Annotated in this window: 19 protein-coding genes; 9 read left to right on the top strand and 10 right to left on the bottom strand. The window is 52.3% G+C overall.

All coding sequences use genetic code 11. From position 1 onward, the window contains the following. Nucleotides 1-258: 258 nt before the first annotated feature. On the bottom strand, nucleotides 259-573 hold the full coding sequence (locus FDY98_RS26735; RefSeq protein ID WP_035538985.1) for a hypothetical protein: 315 nt from the start codon (nucleotides 571-573) through the stop codon (nucleotides 259-261). After that, nucleotides 573-1,481 carry a LysR substrate-binding domain-containing protein gene (locus FDY98_RS03930; protein ID WP_027957308.1) on the bottom strand — a complete coding sequence of 303 codons (909 nt, stop codon included), beginning with the start codon at nucleotides 1,479-1,481 and terminating at the stop codon, nucleotides 573-575. Before FDY98_RS03930 ends, FDY98_RS26735 begins: the two co-directional genes overlap by 1 nt. A gap of 206 nt (nucleotides 1,482-1,687) precedes the next feature. Here FDY98_RS03930 and FDY98_RS03925 point away from each other — a divergent pair, with 206 nt between their 5' ends. Further along, nucleotides 1,688-2,494 carry a DMT family transporter gene (locus tag FDY98_RS03925; RefSeq protein ID WP_155705688.1) on the top strand — a complete coding sequence of 269 codons (807 nt, stop codon included), beginning with the start codon at nucleotides 1,688-1,690 and terminating at the stop codon, nucleotides 2,492-2,494. Between the two features lie 77 nt (nucleotides 2,495-2,571). Here FDY98_RS03925 and FDY98_RS03920 read toward each other — a convergent pair whose 3' ends face one another. Both FDY98_RS03920 and FDY98_RS25875 read right to left on the bottom strand, forming a co-directional pair. Then, on the bottom strand, nucleotides 2,572-3,306 hold the full coding sequence (locus FDY98_RS03920; RefSeq protein WP_196518092.1) for an alpha/beta fold hydrolase: 735 nt from the start codon (nucleotides 3,304-3,306) through the stop codon (nucleotides 2,572-2,574). Then, on the bottom strand, nucleotides 3,255-3,452 hold the full coding sequence (locus tag FDY98_RS25875; protein ID WP_196518090.1) for a hypothetical protein: 198 nt from the start codon (nucleotides 3,450-3,452) through the stop codon (nucleotides 3,255-3,257). Before FDY98_RS25875 ends, FDY98_RS03920 begins: the two co-directional genes overlap by 52 nt. A gap of 276 nt (nucleotides 3,453-3,728) precedes the next feature. Between FDY98_RS25875 and FDY98_RS03915 the strand changes: the two genes are divergently transcribed. Then, nucleotides 3,729-3,914 (top strand): hypothetical protein, encoded by a 186-nt coding sequence (locus FDY98_RS03915; protein ID WP_027957311.1) that lies wholly within the window; start codon nucleotides 3,729-3,731, stop codon nucleotides 3,912-3,914. 219 nt (nucleotides 3,915-4,133) lie between these two features. On the opposite strand, the gene FDY98_RS03910 is transcribed toward FDY98_RS03915, so the two are convergent. Beyond that, nucleotides 4,134-4,880 (bottom strand): SDR family NAD(P)-dependent oxidoreductase, encoded by a 747-nt coding sequence (locus FDY98_RS03910; RefSeq protein WP_027957312.1) that lies wholly within the window; start codon nucleotides 4,878-4,880, stop codon nucleotides 4,134-4,136. An 85-nt stretch (nucleotides 4,881-4,965) separates the two neighbouring features. On the opposite strand from FDY98_RS03910, the gene FDY98_RS03905 reads away from it, so the two are divergent. Together FDY98_RS03905 and FDY98_RS03900 are read left to right on the top strand one after the other, a co-directional pair. After that, a complete protein-coding gene (locus tag FDY98_RS03905) occupies nucleotides 4,966-5,601 on the top strand; it encodes a TetR/AcrR family transcriptional regulator (protein ID WP_027957313.1) in 636 nt (211 codons plus the stop codon). Next, the gene (locus FDY98_RS03900; protein WP_027957314.1) at nucleotides 5,598-5,993 is read left to right on the top strand and encodes a VOC family protein; all 396 of its coding nucleotides are present in this window, start codon (nucleotides 5,598-5,600) and stop codon (nucleotides 5,991-5,993) included. Before FDY98_RS03905 ends, FDY98_RS03900 begins: the two co-directional genes overlap by 4 nt. On the opposite strand, the gene FDY98_RS03895 is transcribed toward FDY98_RS03900, so the two are convergent. Both FDY98_RS03895 and FDY98_RS03890 read right to left on the bottom strand, forming a co-directional pair. Continuing rightward, nucleotides 5,986-6,984, bottom strand: coding sequence for a saccharopine dehydrogenase NADP-binding domain-containing protein (locus FDY98_RS03895; protein WP_027957315.1), 999 nt, complete (start codon nucleotides 6,982-6,984; stop codon nucleotides 5,986-5,988). The genes FDY98_RS03900 and FDY98_RS03895 overlap by 8 nt on opposite strands. 2 nt (nucleotides 6,985-6,986) lie before the next feature. After that, a complete protein-coding gene (locus FDY98_RS03890) occupies nucleotides 6,987-7,382 on the bottom strand; it encodes a VOC family protein (protein ID WP_027957316.1) in 396 nt (131 codons plus the stop codon). Between the two features lie 227 nt (nucleotides 7,383-7,609). On the opposite strand from FDY98_RS03890, the gene FDY98_RS03885 reads away from it, so the two are divergent. Next, nucleotides 7,610-8,527 (top strand): AraC family transcriptional regulator, encoded by a 918-nt coding sequence (locus FDY98_RS03885; RefSeq protein WP_035538988.1) that lies wholly within the window; start codon nucleotides 7,610-7,612, stop codon nucleotides 8,525-8,527. A 10-nt stretch (nucleotides 8,528-8,537) separates the two neighbouring features. On the opposite strand, the gene FDY98_RS03880 is transcribed toward FDY98_RS03885, so the two are convergent. After that, nucleotides 8,538-9,575, bottom strand: a complete 1,038-nt coding sequence (locus tag FDY98_RS03880) for a DUF808 domain-containing protein (protein WP_340146688.1) — start codon at nucleotides 9,573-9,575, stop codon at nucleotides 8,538-8,540. A 190-nt stretch (nucleotides 9,576-9,765) separates the two neighbouring features. Then, the gene (locus FDY98_RS03875; RefSeq protein WP_081742662.1) at nucleotides 9,766-9,939 is read right to left on the bottom strand and encodes a DUF4357 domain-containing protein; all 174 of its coding nucleotides are present in this window, start codon (nucleotides 9,937-9,939) and stop codon (nucleotides 9,766-9,768) included. A 544-nt stretch (nucleotides 9,940-10,483) separates the two neighbouring features. Here FDY98_RS03875 and FDY98_RS03870 point away from each other — a divergent pair. The 4 genes from FDY98_RS03870 (at nucleotide 10,484) to FDY98_RS03855 (ending at nucleotide 13,542) form a co-directional block, all read left to right on the top strand. Further along, on the top strand, nucleotides 10,484-11,413 hold the full coding sequence (locus FDY98_RS03870) for an AfsA-related hotdog domain-containing protein (protein WP_027957318.1): 930 nt from the start codon (nucleotides 10,484-10,486) through the stop codon (nucleotides 11,411-11,413). Nucleotides 11,414-11,510: 97 nt separating this feature from the next. Continuing rightward, nucleotides 11,511-11,633 carry a hypothetical protein gene (locus tag FDY98_RS29285; RefSeq protein WP_442907957.1) on the top strand — a complete coding sequence of 41 codons (123 nt, stop codon included), beginning with the start codon at nucleotides 11,511-11,513 and terminating at the stop codon, nucleotides 11,631-11,633. Further along, a complete protein-coding gene (locus FDY98_RS03860) occupies nucleotides 11,623-12,837 on the top strand; it encodes a beta-ketoacyl-[acyl-carrier-protein] synthase family protein (protein ID WP_027957319.1) in 1,215 nt (404 codons plus the stop codon). Before FDY98_RS29285 ends, FDY98_RS03860 begins: the two co-directional genes overlap by 11 nt. A 12-nt stretch (nucleotides 12,838-12,849) precedes the next feature. Next, complete coding sequence (locus tag FDY98_RS03855; RefSeq protein ID WP_027957320.1) at nucleotides 12,850-13,542, top strand: HAD family hydrolase; 693 nt, start codon at nucleotides 12,850-12,852, stop codon at nucleotides 13,540-13,542. A 300-nt stretch (nucleotides 13,543-13,842) separates the two neighbouring features. On the opposite strand, the gene FDY98_RS03850 is transcribed toward FDY98_RS03855, so the two are convergent. Continuing rightward, the gene (locus FDY98_RS03850) at nucleotides 13,843-15,204 is read right to left on the bottom strand and encodes an IS1380 family transposase (protein ID WP_155705687.1); all 1,362 of its coding nucleotides are present in this window, start codon (nucleotides 15,202-15,204) and stop codon (nucleotides 13,843-13,845) included. Between the last annotated feature and the right edge of the window lie 400 nt (nucleotides 15,205-15,604).

The raw sequence follows: 15,604 nt of genomic DNA, 5'->3' as shown, positions 1-15,604 counted from the left end.
TCGAAGGCGAACCGCACAGTTATCAGGGGTGCTACTTCTGTTCAGCATACGGTTCGTCGGTTTTTTCGGTAAGCGAGGAAGAAACCGAAATACACCTTGGCACCCTTGATTCACCCAATCAACTGAAAGCGACGTATGAGCTTTGGAACATTCGCCGCGAACATTGGCTACCACAATTTCCAAACGTGGAGCGATACGAACGAAACCGGCAAGATTGAGCAGGTTCAAGGACTGCTGCTTAGGTTAGAAGGCAATCGATCAGCGCTTACTCTCCATGCGCAGCTTAACCACATCATCTAACGCCAAGCCTGTCGCTTCAGCAATCTGCTCATCACTCAGCACTCCCAGCTTGAGCAGATTACGGGCCATTTTCTCAATACCTAGCTTTTCACCTTCCTCGCGTTCTTGCTGAGCCCAGTTTTCCAAATTTTCTGCCAACATGTCTTTATCCTCCACCAAACTGTTGAGCTGAGTGAAGTCGACCTCAGCCCCGAGCCGCTGCAAGTGGCGTTTAAGCCAGCGGGTAATAATCTTGTCGATACGCTCTTTGTGAGCTCGTACAAACCTTAGCATCACTCTTCACCCAACACCTCACGCAGCCAACCCAATAACGCTTCGCTGCCTGCCCGTTGAGGTGCGCCCTGGCGTGTGTATAGGGCGATGGCATCGTGCTGGGGCAAGCTCTCTGCCACTGGGCGGATCAGTTCGCCATTTTCTATTAATCGTTGCGTTGTACGCCGCCAACCCAAGGCGATACCGTGCCCTGCGACAGCCGCTTGTAGTAGCAGTGGATAACTATCGAAAACAGCACTCTCCGCTGCTGCGATATCAAAGTGCCCCATGGCACGAAACCAGCCATCCCACTCCAGCCAATCCGCCGGGTCAGCGTGGTGGTGCAGTAGCCGCTGGTTCAGCAAAGCGTTGAGGTTCAACGGGGTAGTGGCCCCTTTCAGGTACGCTGGGCTGCAGACCGGAAATATCTCGTCCTCGGCGGTAAACACCAATCGATGGCTCCCGCTAGGCCTACCGTTGGTTTGCAGCGCAATGTCGAAGCTGCCACTAAATTCGGTAATCGGCCTTGTCGACGTCGCCAGTTGTATCTCAATTTCAGGATAGCGACGATTAAAGTCAGCCAGCTGTGGCATCAGCCAATAGAACGCTTCGCATAACTGGCAGAACAATACGACGCGCTTATCATTTGGGTCGCCGCGCAGCTCCTGAGCCCCCGTGGCGACACTTTCCAGCGCCTGGGAGACCGTACGGCCAAATTCGCGCCCTTCACGGGTAAGAAACACACGGCGATGACGGCGTTCGAAAAGCATCACGCCAAGGTCTTCCTCTAGCGCACGGATCTGTCGGCTGATAGCCGCCTGGGTCAGGTGGAGCTCATCGGCCGCGCGCGAAAAGCTTTCAAGCCTGGCGGCAGCCTCAAAGGGGCGCAGCGTCGCCAGCGGCGGAAGAGACTTAATGAAGTTATCCATAATCTGAGCTCATGCATTGTGACGCAGAAGTCGTTTGAAGCACTGCTAGAGGCAGCGGCATTCTAGAGCGGAATTCATACCTGGAATGCTGCAATGAAGGCCACCGCTGAACCACAAGATAATATCCTACAGGGCATAAGCCTTATCGTGGGGCTGTCTTTCTGCTGGCGTTGACCGACGCCCTGGTTAAGTATCTAAGTGCCAGTATGTCGCTATGGCAACTCTATGTCATCGCCTCAACACTATCGCTGCCGATACTGTTAGGGTTGATCATTGGCCATTCAGGCCCCCGCCCCAAAGTAAAATCACGCCGCTGGGTGGCGATAAGAAGCCTGCTTCTGTTGCTGATGTGGATAGCCTACTACGCAGCACTACCGCTGATTCCGCTCTCGGTGGCAGCGGTCGCTATTTACACCACGCCGCTGTTTATTGCCGTGCTGGCTGCTTTTGGGGCAGGCGAGCATCTTTCACGCCAGGCGTGGCTAGGCATCTTCTGCGGATTCCTGGGCGTGGTGGTGGTGTTGCGCCCTGGCGGCGACACCTTCACACCCGCCACACTGCTACCCGTGCTTGCCGCCCTCTTTTATGCGCTAGCCATGCTGGTCACTCGCCACCACTGCCAAAGAGAGCACCCCTTACTTCTCACCCTGGGATTAAATCTAGCCTTCCTCGCAGCAGGCAGTCTCTTCAGTGTGCTGGTGGCAATCAACAGCACAGCATCGCTCGCTGAACACGCGCCATTCCTGTTCGCCGGTTGGCAACCGCTAGACGCCACAGCGTTATTGATCGTGAGCGCCTACGCGCTACTGCTGATCATTGTGAATACCGGGGTGGCAAGGGCCTATCAAATAGCCCCTTCGGCGTTGATCGGCACCTTTGATTACGCCTACCTCATCTTTGCCAGCCTTTGGGGCTACCTGCTATTCAGCGAAGTGCCTGATGCCAAGACCTGGCTGGGTATGGGCATGATCTTAATCGCGGGGGTGATGGTGTTACGGCAACAGCGTATTTAAACCTGCAAAAAGAATGGCATCGTCAGTCGGCCATTGCATCCACACAGAACTCGATAGGCGCACAGTAGACATACTATTCAGCCATTAAAAAATTTGATCATTTTAGCGGCGATTTCGTCCGGTTGCTCTTCAGGCATGTAATGACCGCAATTCTGAATGACCCCACCTTCCACATGGGTCGCTAATGGTTTTATAGCGTCATAAATATCAGGTGACATGCCGAAATCACCGCCTAAAGCCAAGATTGGCGTCTCAATTTTTTTGGCCGCTAATGACGCGTTCTGCTCGGCGTCATCAAGCACTGCACGATAATAAGCCAGTGCCCCGCGTAGGTTTCCGGGTTGCTTATAGACGCGCTCATATTCATCTATATCAGCTGTTGAGAAAGTACCGGCGGGATTAAAAGTTTTCCGCTGAAAGAACCACTCGATATAACTTCTCTCCCGATCAGTGATTAAAAACTCAGGGACATCCGGTACTTGGTGAAAAAAGAAGTGCCATGACTTCCAGATGTTTGGCCCCACCTCAACTGTTGGCTTAAGCGTTACGCCTGGGATATTAGCGTCAAGCAAGACTAGCCGACCTACTTCATCGGCGAATCGCGCCACAAAGGGGTAAGCGACCCACGAACCAATATCATGCGCACCAATGTGATAGCGCTCGAAACCAAGTTCCTTAACTAGCGCATGGACACGATCGCCAGCCGTTTGTGTATCATAGCCATCTACCGGTTTGTCGGAATCACCTTGCCCAGGTAAATCTATTGCGACGACGTAAAAATGGTCAGCAAGTATCGCATAATGCGACGCCACGCGTACCAGCTTTGCGGGAAGCCTGCCATCAGCAAAACGGGAAAGCCTTTGCCACCTGATACAGTGTGCAAACGGACATCTCCAGCCTCTACCATGGCATGCTTGAAACGCTTACCGCCAAGTTCAATTTCGTCATGTCCAGGCATTCACTTTCCTCCCTTTTTATCGTTGACAGCCAAGCCGTTGTCGAGCCTGTTAGTGCTTGAGTTTAGCAGCCACCTAATTACAGCACCGTGCGACTCGCTGGTTAATATCTGATGTCCTCGTATCAAGCTCCTGACGATAGTGACCACTTACATTAATAGCTCGGCAATTACTAACTCTTCTGGGCTTTTGGGAGGGGCTTACGCTGTATGCACTATCACGAGAAGAACAGCTAGCCATCATCAGCAACCAATGGTGCACTTCAGGAATTCAGCGAGATGGCAGGTACTGCTGTCGCCCTGCACTTCTGCGTTCAGAGCCTCATCGTCGGTGTTATAGGCACGGGTGTAGTGATAGCTCTGGATGGTGGCACTGCTTGGCCACTCATCGCCTATACAGGTGGCCTGGCAACGATTACGTTGGCTGCGCTTATAGGGCTAACGCGGCATAAACAGCAGAGGTAGTTAACTCGATGCTTTTTCAGTGGCGATTCGGCCTTTAATAGAAAGATCGCCACTACAGCATGCCATTCACTGTTAGCCCAAGCAGCACCAAATAGCGCGTGCTGTGCCCACCGCCGGGTAACTTGTACTTGTAAAGGCAGCCTTTTTCCATTAGCTCAGCCAATGGCAGATGAGGATAGCCAGGAATTGTATGGCTCTATCCGACGGTGCCCGTTCCCCCTATGTCTGGGAGGCGCCACCATCAGCAAACAACTCCACCCCGTTGACATAGCTGGCGGCATCACTGGCCAGAAAGGCCGCGACCGAGGCAATCTCCTCGGGTTCACCGATGCGCCCCAATGGGCTTTTCTCTGTCAGGAACGCCATGCCTTCCTCGGCGTGCTCGCCGAATGCCTCGCGCAATGAAGCCGTGTTGGTGGGCCCAGGGCTCAGGATATTGATGCGAATACCCGTTCCCTTCAGTTCCGCCACCCAACTGCGCACCATGTTGCGCACGGCCGCCTTGGTGCCACCATAGATGCTCATGGTCGGCCCTGGGTCTATTGAGGACGAGGAACCAACGATCACAATGCTGGCACCAGAGCCCATCAATCCCAGCGCCCCCTGAACGGTCAGCACCACGCCTTTAACGTTGGTCGAGAGCTGCTGGTCGATCTGTTCCTCAGTGATCTGCCCAAGCGGTGCGTGGCTGCCGCCACCGGCATTGGCCACCAGAATATCGATACGCCCAAAGCGGTTTTTCACGGACTCATAGAAAGACGCCAAGCTCGCAGCACTGGCGACATCAGCCACTATCCCTGTAGCGCTGCTACCCAACCGTTGCACAGCTTCATCCAATACCGTCTGCCGCCTCCCCGTTATCACGACATCGGCTCCGTCATCGATCAAGCGCTTGGCGATGGCAAACCCGATGCCACTGCTACCGCCGGTCACAACAGCAACGTTACGGTTCATGTCTTGTTTCACAGTATCACCTTTTCAGTTTGTAGTGGTCACTAAAGAAATGCTATAGTGACCACTACAAACCAAAGAGTCAATCGGTATCGTCAACATGAAAAGCAAACCATCCAAAACAGGCACTGGTGAAGGTATTGCAGAACGCTCATCTCGGCGCCCCTTCGACAGAGAGGCGGGCGTTGCCGTTGCAAAAGATCTATTTCACGAACGCGGCTACGACGCGGTAGGGGTTGCCGAGCTCACACGTGCACTGGGCATCAATCCGCCTAGCCTCTACGCCGCCTATGGCAACAAGGCGGGCCTGTACGAACGCTGCCTGGCGATCTACGTGGCAGAAGCCAACCTGCCGGCAGACAAGATCCTGACGCCCGACCGGCCCTTGTCAGAAGCAATCGATGATTTACTGCGACAAGCCGTGCGGCTCTACACCAAGTCAAAAGCCAAGCGTGGTTGCATGGTGGCTGAAGGCATGCGCGCCGATGATCCTCAAGCCCGGCAACTGGCCAACGCCTATGGCGACGCGGCGGCAGACTTTATCGAGGGCTACATCAAGAGAAGTCAGCCGCACCAGGCACGAAAACTCGCCGATTACGTCGTGACGACACTGCAAGGCCTTTCAGCAGGCGCGCGCGCTGGCCGCTCAAGGGCTCGCCTGCTTGCCGTGGCCGAACTGGCTGGCCAGGCCTTCGCAACCTTTCTTCATACACCCGATGAGAGCAAAGGCGCATGAGTATTCTTGACCATGTCGAGTTCGCCGTACGCGATGCGGAAATATCGCGATGCTTCTACGAACAGGCGCTAGCCCCGCTGGGCTTCAGCCGAATTATCACCGTAGGGCCAGACCGCACGCGCAGCGGCGGCACACGGCATGGCTTTGGGATGGAGGGCTACCCACGGCTATGGATACACGACAACGAGCAGCCGGGCGAAGGCGTTCATATCGCCTTCGCCGCAGCAAAACGAGCCATTGTCGATGAGTTTTATCGCGCCGCGCTGGCAACGGGTGGGGAGGATAACGGCGCACCAGGCATTCGCACCCACTATCACGACAACTACTACGCCGCCTATGTGCTAGACCCGGACGGCGTCAACGTGGAAGTAGTCTGTCAGCAGGTCAACTGATGGGAATATCAGTGATTCGCGTATCGGCGATGCTCTCGGCAAAGCCGTGGCCGAACAGGCCCGCAGGGGTTTGGAAGCCGGGCCTCACCTCACCGGCAAGTACTCGCCGGGCTGCCTCTGCCGCCGCCATGGCCGTGAAGGTGTAACCGTTCACCGTATCCAGCACCGAGCGCGCCACCGAACCGTCCATATCGGTCACTTCGACAACCGCATGGTAGCGGTTCGCCGCCCGCTCATCGGAACTGGGGCCCGCTGGGAGTTCGTTGGCGTCTCCATCGGGGAACGCACCCGCCGCCACATGTACGAAGGTTTCGATATCACGCACGCCTGTCGCCTGGTGGAGTGTCACGAGGTCGGGCAGCGTGACAGGGAATGACGATAGCGGGCCCTCGCCAAAATCGAAATCGCGCACCTCCTCTGGGCTGCGTGCAACGAGTTCGCCGCCGACCAGATGAAGCGTCTGCGCCGTGATGCTCTGACTCGCGCTGGTCACCGACCCTCTCGACATTCCCCCCGCCACCTGCAAGGCGATACTGATCGTGCGGGGATGGGGGACCCGCGCCACGGCATGCCCCGCCAAGCTTCCCAGCATCGCGACGCTACCACCGCTTCCCGGCAGCAGCATGACACCCGCAGCACGCGCCTGCCCGTCGAGCGCCAACGCTTGCCGGTAGGAGTCGAGTTCCGCTGAGAAATCGAGATAGTGCACGCCAGCACGAATGGCGGCCGACATCAGCGGCTTGGCCGTGTTCATAAAAGGCCCGGCGGCGTTGAGCAGAACAGAGATGCCTTCAAGCCCCCTTGCGATTGCCTCTGGGTCATCGAGCGAAAAGAGCCGAATATCAGCGCCTAAACGCCCTGCCAATATGTCCAGCGACTCACGATCCTTCACACGCCCTGCGACAACCAGGTGAATACCCGCGGATGCAGCGTGCTCTGCCGCCATGCCACCGGTGTAACCGGCGGCGCCATAGATCATCAATGTTTTCATGGTCAGTGCTGCCAGCTTTTGTAGACAAACTCTAGGGTGTAGCCGTCAAGATCCCTGACCTGTGCGGCGTAATAGCGGGGGTCATAGTGGAGCTGAGGCCCAGGCGGATGAATCTCGGTGGCGCCCGCCGCCATGGCTTCGGCATAGGCGGCATTGACCTCCTCTTCGGACGCTGCCACGAAGCCCACATGCACCGCACCGGGCACCGCCTCTCCCTGCCTTAGCCAGAAAAAAACACGCCCCTTGGCACCGAACCCCTTCAGATCAGGGTGGCCAGGCGGGCCATCATGGCCGTCAAAATCGTGGCGGTTAGTAATTCCCAAAAGGGGTAGCACTCGCTCGTAAAAAGCAATGGAACGCTCGGTATCGCTCACCGTGAGGAAAACATGATCAAGCATGGAATACTCCTTTAGATGGCATAGCCACCGGCAAGCACAGTGCAGTACTTGCACCTGTACCCCGACTACCTCCGGTAATGACGATAGTATTCATGTGTCGCTCCAGTGAGATTTAGTCTCCCCATCATAGGCACCTGCTCACCTAGCGCCCCGCCTGTTCCTACCGCAATCCTGCCTATTTCTGCTTTTCGCTTGCCCCTGATCCTGGTCTGGCATTCAATAGCGACATGGAAGAACAACTCAACGAACTCCGCCGACTGGCTGCCCATGCGCAAAACCGCCGTACCGAGACTGGTATTCCCCGGGTGGCGATGGTGCAAGGCGCCATTCCAGAACACGAGCTTGCCGCCGTGTACGACCCCATGGTCAACCTGATCCTGCAGGGCAGCAAATCCATGACCGTGGGCGGGCGTACCCTGCACTACAACTCCGCGACCTATTTTGTGATGTCAGTTGATCTGCCTGCAGCGGGGGTTGTACGTAGTAGCAACTCGGGAGAACCCTATCTTGCGGTAAGCCTAACGCTGGACGCCCCCCTATTGGCAGGCCTGCTATCGGAACTGCCTAATGCTGGCAGCAGCGCAGGGCACGCAACGGGGTTTTCCGTAGCAGCGGTGACACCGGAACTGCTCGATGCCTGGGTGCGCATGTTGCGCTTGATGAAGCAGCCTGCCAACATTCCGGCACTGGCACCTGCCTACGAGCGCGAGATTCTTTACCGCGTGCTTCAGGGGCCAATGGGCTGGATGCTGCGCGACATCGCCACGCCAGACACCGCTTTGGCACGGGTACACCAGGTCATTCAGCGACTTCGTAACGACTATGCACAGCCCTTACGAATGGAGGCACTGGCCAAGGAAGCGGCCATGAGCGTCTCTGCGTTCCACCGCCATTTCAAAGCCGTAACGGCGCTCAGCCCCTTGCAGTATCAGAAGCAGGTGCGGCTACTTAAGGCGCGGACACTACTGATTTCCACTGGTTACAGTGTCACGGAAGCAGCTCACGAAGTGGGATACGAAAGCTCCACGCAGTTTGGCCGGGAATATGCCCGCACTTTTGGCCGGCCTCCGGCGAAAGATGCTGCGCGGATTGTTGCTAATATGAAGCTAGGTTTTCAGGCAAAAAACGACCAATACCGGCACTGACAGAGTAAGGTCACGGGAAATACCCTCCCCTAATCCCACAAAAATGCCCGCCTTGATGGCGGGCATTTAGATGCCTGCTACTTACTTCGCTGCCCACACCTACTCGGCATGCGCCTTCTTGGTGGGAATGAGGTGCAGCGCCCCCCACCACCGAGCCCACCAAAAAGCCAATTACCGCAGAGCACAGCGTATTGAAGCTCCAGCCCAGCGTGCCGCCCAAGGCACCAGTTGTCTCGCTAATGCCTAGCTCAATATGGTGTACCCACTCATAGGGTGCGTTGAACCAACCCGTGCCATCGGCACCCAGGTTGACCATCAGGATATGCCCACCTACCCAGAGCATGGCGACGGTACCCACGACTGAGATGGTCGCTAGCACCTTGGGCATGGCAGTCACCAGCCCACGACCCATTGCCTTCATTCCCGAACTCTCCCGCTGGGCGAGTTTCAGGCCGATATCATCCATCCTGATCAACAGCGCCACCACGCCATACACCAGAATAGTGATGACAAACGCGACCACCACCAGACTCGCCAGCTGTGACCAGAATCCTTGATGGGAGACCGTGGCAAGCGCAATCACCATGATTTCAGCAGACAGAATCAGGTCGGTGCGAATGGCACCACTCACGATCTTTTTCTCGGCTTCCGGCCCCTTCTCTACCGCTGGCTTGTCGTCGTCATGCTTGCCGGAAAGCTTGTGCCAGACCTTCTCCGCGCCCTCAAAGGCTAGGTAGGTGCCGCCCACCATCAGGATGATCGGCAATAGCGCGGGCAAAAAGTGATTCAGCAGCAGCGCCACCGGCAGGATAAAAATCAACTTGTTGCGGATCGACCCCAGCGCGATCTGCTTCACAATCGCCAGTTCTCGCTCCGCTGTCACCCCCTGCAAGTATTGCGGCGTCACGGCCGTATCATCCACCACCACCCCGGCCGCCTTCGCCGTCGCACGCCCTGCGGCGGCACTCACATCGTCCAGTGATGCTGCGGTCAACTTCGCCAATGCGGCAATGTCGTCCAGTAATCCTATCAAGCCGCCTATGGCCATGGATGTTTCCTCCGTGAATAACAAGTGCAGATAGTAAAGCACACAGCGACTTGGGCGCATCGCCTCTTTTGCCGCAAGTACAGTGTTGTTTCAGTCTCCCTCTCAATTAACTGTCACCCGCTGAGTATGCTCAAAAGCGGCATCAGGTGGAGGGTTGTATTGAGCCTGAGGGAAGCACGGTAAGCACATATTAAATACTCGCCAAGCTCTCATCCTGAATGGCTTTCAAGGTTTTACCGCTAACACCTTTCCAAGCCAGCCGACCATTGGCGCTGCCGCCTACCAATATGCCAGTTGCTGTTGTGGGGGATAAAAAAAGAAAGTCCTGAGTGAATACCAGTTTTCCATCTAGCGTCGAGAGCACGCCTCACTCTTTGAGAAGTTGGGGCTGTTCGCTCATGTAGTCGCGTATAGAGTGCCTCTCCAGCGCGGGCCAGGGAACCTCTTAATACTTCAAAGCCATCGGCAACCTCTCAGCCGCCGGTGCCTTCAGTTTCTGCTCGTTTAGGTTAAAAATTAAATGCGTTTACCACGCCTAACTCTACCCCATCCAACAACAGGCGGCGCAACTACGCATTTTGCGTATCGATCCGTCAAGGCGATAAACAAGTGATTGGCCATAATACTGCTGCACTGGCGTAACAACGCTGGCACGAGATTTGGTCTCAGTGCTGCCAAACACGCTCACAATACTTAAGCACATGATTATAAATAAAAAAACACGCAAAAAAATATTGTAATTGCCTAGTTTTAAATGTCTTTAAGCATAAGAAACTTATGTAGAGACACTTAGCATATCAAAGCACCGCACTGTCACTTCTGACAGGTTACGTATAGAAGTTAATAAATTATCCTCAAATCAAGCATTCAGATATACAGATAAAGCCAGCTTCAGGCCAGGAGGCAATATGGAAACTGATAACACGACAGTGATATCAATGACCCACAAGGCTAATCCGCAAGCTGTTTACATCAATAAAATTGAATCAACAACAGCGTCAAGCATTTCTGCCTTGATATCTCCCCTGAACGACCAAGAACATTTTTCAGAAATATGTAGCAGCAAAAAATACATCAACCCCATGTATCTTATTGAGTGTGCGAGACAATTAGAAACACTTGCTTCGCACAAGATATTAAAAATAAATAGCAATACACGATTCATATTAAAGTCATGGCGACTAGAGCTTTATCAAGAAAATCCTCAAGACCATACCCTTATTGCAAGCTTAAGGATATTAGACACACACCTCTCACATACAAAAAAATTTATTATAAATTTTAGATCTAGCGAAAGAACAATAGGTAAGGTTAGCATCATTGTATGCCACATAAGTGCCAGAGCATATGAAACAATAAGAGGGGAAAATATTTCAAAATCAGTTAAATATAGCGGACTTGAGTTGCACACAGCATCTGGCCTGCCTCAGGTGGAACCATACGAAGTAGGATGTAAATATCCAAAAGACGTTTGCATCAGAAACATAAGAAAAACAGGTCACACAAGAGTGGCAAATATAGTAATACCATCCCAAAACCGCATACTCAATGACCACAAACAAGATCATATAACTGGATATAATCTTACGGAGTCAGCTAAACAATTCTGTTTCTATTGCACTATCAAAGAATCAAAGGAAAAAATAGAAAATCTTTACATCAAAAGAATTTTTGCAAAATTTTACAAATATGCAGAAAACAACCAAGAACTACTAGTCAGACTGATTCGGAAAGACTCTAGCAATGATACTACACGCTGCATTATAGAGATATTACAAGAAGGCATAAGGCTATCCCTTTTCTTTATCTATATCAATGAGGTTGAATGCAATGAATGAGATAAAATCAATTTTGATCAATATGTTTGAAATGGAATAAGACTCCATTTCAGAAAATAAAACTTTGGAGGAATTAGGTTTAGATTCCATTTCTATCGTGGAGTTACAGTCAGGGCTAGAAGCAACTCTAGGACTTCCAAGCGAGTCGTTATCTTTGATGTCAGAAATGACATTAGAGGATATTGAAAATTCTATAGAGAGGCTAAAAAATGACAAATAAAGTTGTGGTAACGGGAATGGGAGTATTGTGCTCTGCAGGGGCAACTGTTAGTCAGTTTTGGGATAATATTGTACAAAAGAAAGTCTTGACGCAATATGATCATAGATTAGAGAACGCACCAGTTAAATATTCCTGTCCCTTAAGTAATTGGAATCCAAAACCCAGATTTAAACAAGCAGCCTTTACACGGGTCGATCCATTTATACAATACGCTGTTTATGCTGCCCAAGAGGCCTTAGACGATGCGAATATTCAACCAGGCTATAATTTTCCTTCAAATAGGATTGGAATTATCGTCGGAAATTCGCTTGCTGGAATCAGCACATTAGAGAAGATTATTAACAATGAAGCAGAAGTAGGCCCGGCAAGTGTTAGCGCATCATACATTCTGTCAACAATGACAAACATGGCAAGCGCTAACATCTCCGTTCACTTAGATATCACTGGTCCTTCATATTTTTTAAGCACAGCGTGTGCCTCCGGCGCGGATGCGATAGGTCGTGGTAAAAGAATGATAGAAAGCGGCGAATGCGACACTGTAATCGTAGGAGGATCGGAGGCACCCATTACAAAGAACGTAGTGACTGCATTCGCCAAGTTGGGAGCTCTTTCTCGCAATAACATAGGAGAAGGAAGTATAAGACCATTTGACAAAGAAAGGAATGGCTTTGTTATATCTGAAGGAGCTGGATTCCTTGTTTTAGAACGCGAAAGCCAAGCTCAGAAAAGAAAAGCAAATATACATGCAAGATTACTCGGTTATGGTTCCTCGTCTGATGCTTATCACATGACCACACCTACACCCAGCGGTAAAGGTCTTACACAAGCAGTAGAAAAGGCACTTTCCGACGCAAATATAGAGCCAACTGAGATTGGATATATTAATGCTCATGGAACAGCTACCAGTCTGAATGATCGTTTAGAAAGTACAGTATATGAAAACATATTTGGGTTAACAGCTCCTGTTGCCTCCACAAAAGGTGTAACAGGACATCCACTCGCCGCTTCAGGAGCAATTGAAGCAATAGCATCGATTCAAGCACTAAAGACAGATACGATTCCTGGCACAGCCGGTCTCCATATGATTGACGATGATATAAAGATAAACATTAATAGAGAAACTACTAAATTTTCCAACTCATTCCCAGTAATGAGTTCATCAATTGGTTTTGGTGGACAAAATGCAGTACTTATATTTGGATAAGAGGAATAGGTCATGCTTAAGAATATAAAATATATTGCGATCGATACAGATGGCGTATTATTAAACGACACATATAGCCCTGTCATAAAGAAGTTTGTAGAAAAATATGGAGTAGAATATACCTCTTCGATCGAACGTTCTGTCTGGGGTTCTCCTCAGATCACTGCTGGGCACAACCTTTCATTAGCATGTAAGTTACCACACCCAGGTGAAAAGGTAATTAGTGATTTCTTTAAGCTTCGTGAAGAGTATCTAGAAGAGCACCCAGTTGAGATTATGCCTAAAATAGAAATTCCTTTAAAGGTATTTAACAAACTTGGCATAAAAGTCATATCGTATGGTGGGAGGAATCGCGAATATAGTTTTGATCGATTTTTATCAAAATATAAAAATCTCTTCGACTCAGAAACCCCCTATATTGATATTAATGCTAAACGACCTGGCATGTTACAAATTATAGAAGAAGTCCTTTGTTGCAATCCAAGTGAGGTTATTTTCATTGATGACATTAATCGTGTTGCAGAAACTTGTAAATCTATTGGTTCTGGATTTATCGGTGTACCTGCATCAATGAATCATAACTTTCAACTTATGGAGATGCAACGCACTGGCGTCAAGCATATGGTCAAATATTTTTCAGATATAGATGAAGGCCATATCTTTTCCATCGATAAGATGTTAACTGGAGGTACGCTTTGGTCATGACAAAAGACAAGTTAACTATTATTGCAATTCCCATTATTTGTGGCCTCACGGCCGCAAATATGTATTACACCTGAATCCGTGAAGCCGGCGCCGACACTTTCCCTATCACCGCCAGCGAGCACTTTTTGATCATTCGCCCCGTGCAAGTTGGCTTTCGCAAGCCCGTTATTGCCAAAACCCACCGTGCTGATCGGTGCTGACGGCCCGTTTTGTCATGCCTTTCCACCCGCCAGGCACGACATATCTGGCGATCGCGTGTCGCTTGGAACTGCTTGTGGATAGAGTGTCGCCGATTGACGGTCAGCATGGCGTTCCTCGTGGATAACGCAGTCGGCTCCGCAGCGTCTTGAGCACCGTCATGCGCCCGATATCCCGCCCGAAGTCGAGGATGATCTGCCGTGCCTTGTGAATCACGAGAGCCGCACGGTGCACCAGCTCTTGTAGCACGGTGCGCAGCCGGCGCCGCTTGGCCGGGTGGCGAACCGGGCTCAGCTCGCCGGTCATGCCCAGCTGTCCCATCAGGCGCAGGATGTTGTAGGCCAACTGGGCGAGATGCAGGATCAGATCGTTGGTGGCGAACTTGCCGGACGGCAAGCGCTCCAGGTCGAGATCGGTCTTGATCTCGCTGTGAAACTGCTCATGGGTGGCATGCGCCTGGTAGCGCTTGATCACCGCCTCCGGCGCCTCGTCCAGGCTGGTCCACCAGCCTTCCAACTCATAGTCCGGTTCGAGCAGCAACTGGCCATCGCGATCGGCGGTGCGCTCTACCAGGCGCATCACGCGTTGGACGACGTATTCGGTCTTGTTGTCGTCGTGGATCGAGACGGTCTGCGGCCACAGCGCCTGGCGCTTGCCAGGACGCAGCTCTTCCCAGTAGTCCGCCGCCACCGCCAGCCAGGTATCTCGATCAGCCGTGGCCGAGCTGCGCGGGTTCCATTTGACGACATAGTCGAGCCGGCGCCCCTCGTCGGCAAAGACCTGGCGCTGCTGTTCGAGAAGCGCCAGGTGCGCCTGGCTGTCGAAGCCGCTGTCCTCGCGTAACAGGATCGGTTGCTTGGTCAGGCCTTGGGCGCGAGGCAGTACCCGCTCCAGGAAGGCGTTGCTCTCCTTCATGGTGTGCTGCTTGCCAGGCCGCAGTTCCAGACCCAGGCACCACCCTTCGTTGCTCAGATAGGCGGCGATCGGGGTGTAGCCATCGACCTTCTGGTAGGTCCGCGAGACGCCTTCCTTCTTCGAGTTGCTGTTGTCCATGACGAAGGTGTCGATGTCCAGGCAGACGTGCGTCGTCTCGGCGGTGATCGGTGCTTCGATCAGTGACAGCAGGGTCGTCGACCAGCTGGCGGTGCGCGCCTGCAGGTCATTGGCGGCAAGTTTCTCCAGCCGCTGTCGCAGCGTCGCCGTGCTCGGCACCTTCTGCAGGGTCAGCAGTTGCTGGAAGGGTTTGTCGCGGCGGAAGTTTTCGATGGCATCATAGTCGCTCATGCCCAGACACAGCAGACCCAGGTAGCTCTTGACCACGTCGCTGGTGCGCATACCCAGCGTGATGGGGAAGCGGCCGTCGATGCTGTCGACGCCGGCGATCTCGAAGCACTGCCCGATGATGGACAGCCCGGCATGGCTGGTGAGGGTGCGGCGACTGGCGCGGAACTTTATGTTGGGCATGGCACTGTCTGGGTGAATGGCGTAATGGTATATTCGCCATGCAGCTCAGTGGTTAGAAGTGCTTCCGGGGGCCGGTCCTCTCAGGATTCAGGTTACATTCAGCCTTTATTTTTTAATGATATCTGAATCTCTAGGAATTACCTATGTACAAAGCACCAATCTATTCACAGCACAACTGATAGGAAATGTTCTATCATTAATTTATTTATTCTGTTGCTGATGTAATAGATAGAAGAAAAATCATTGGTACCCTCTATCTATGTCTCTGTACAGGCTTGTTTTTGGTCTATTTCTCGACTAATTTCAACATACTCCTTGGAGGATATGCGCTCATAGGAGTGGGCGCATCCTCTGTCCTTTGATAATTGCTTTTTATAACAAAGAGAAAAAACATGAGAAT

Source organism: Halomonas sp. PA16-9 (assembly GCF_009728585.1).
GTDB lineage: Bacteria > Pseudomonadota > Gammaproteobacteria > Pseudomonadales > Halomonadaceae > Vreelandella > Vreelandella titanicae.
The sequence above is the reverse complement of the archived record's forward strand: the minus strand, read 5'-3'. Positions and strand labels throughout refer to the sequence as shown.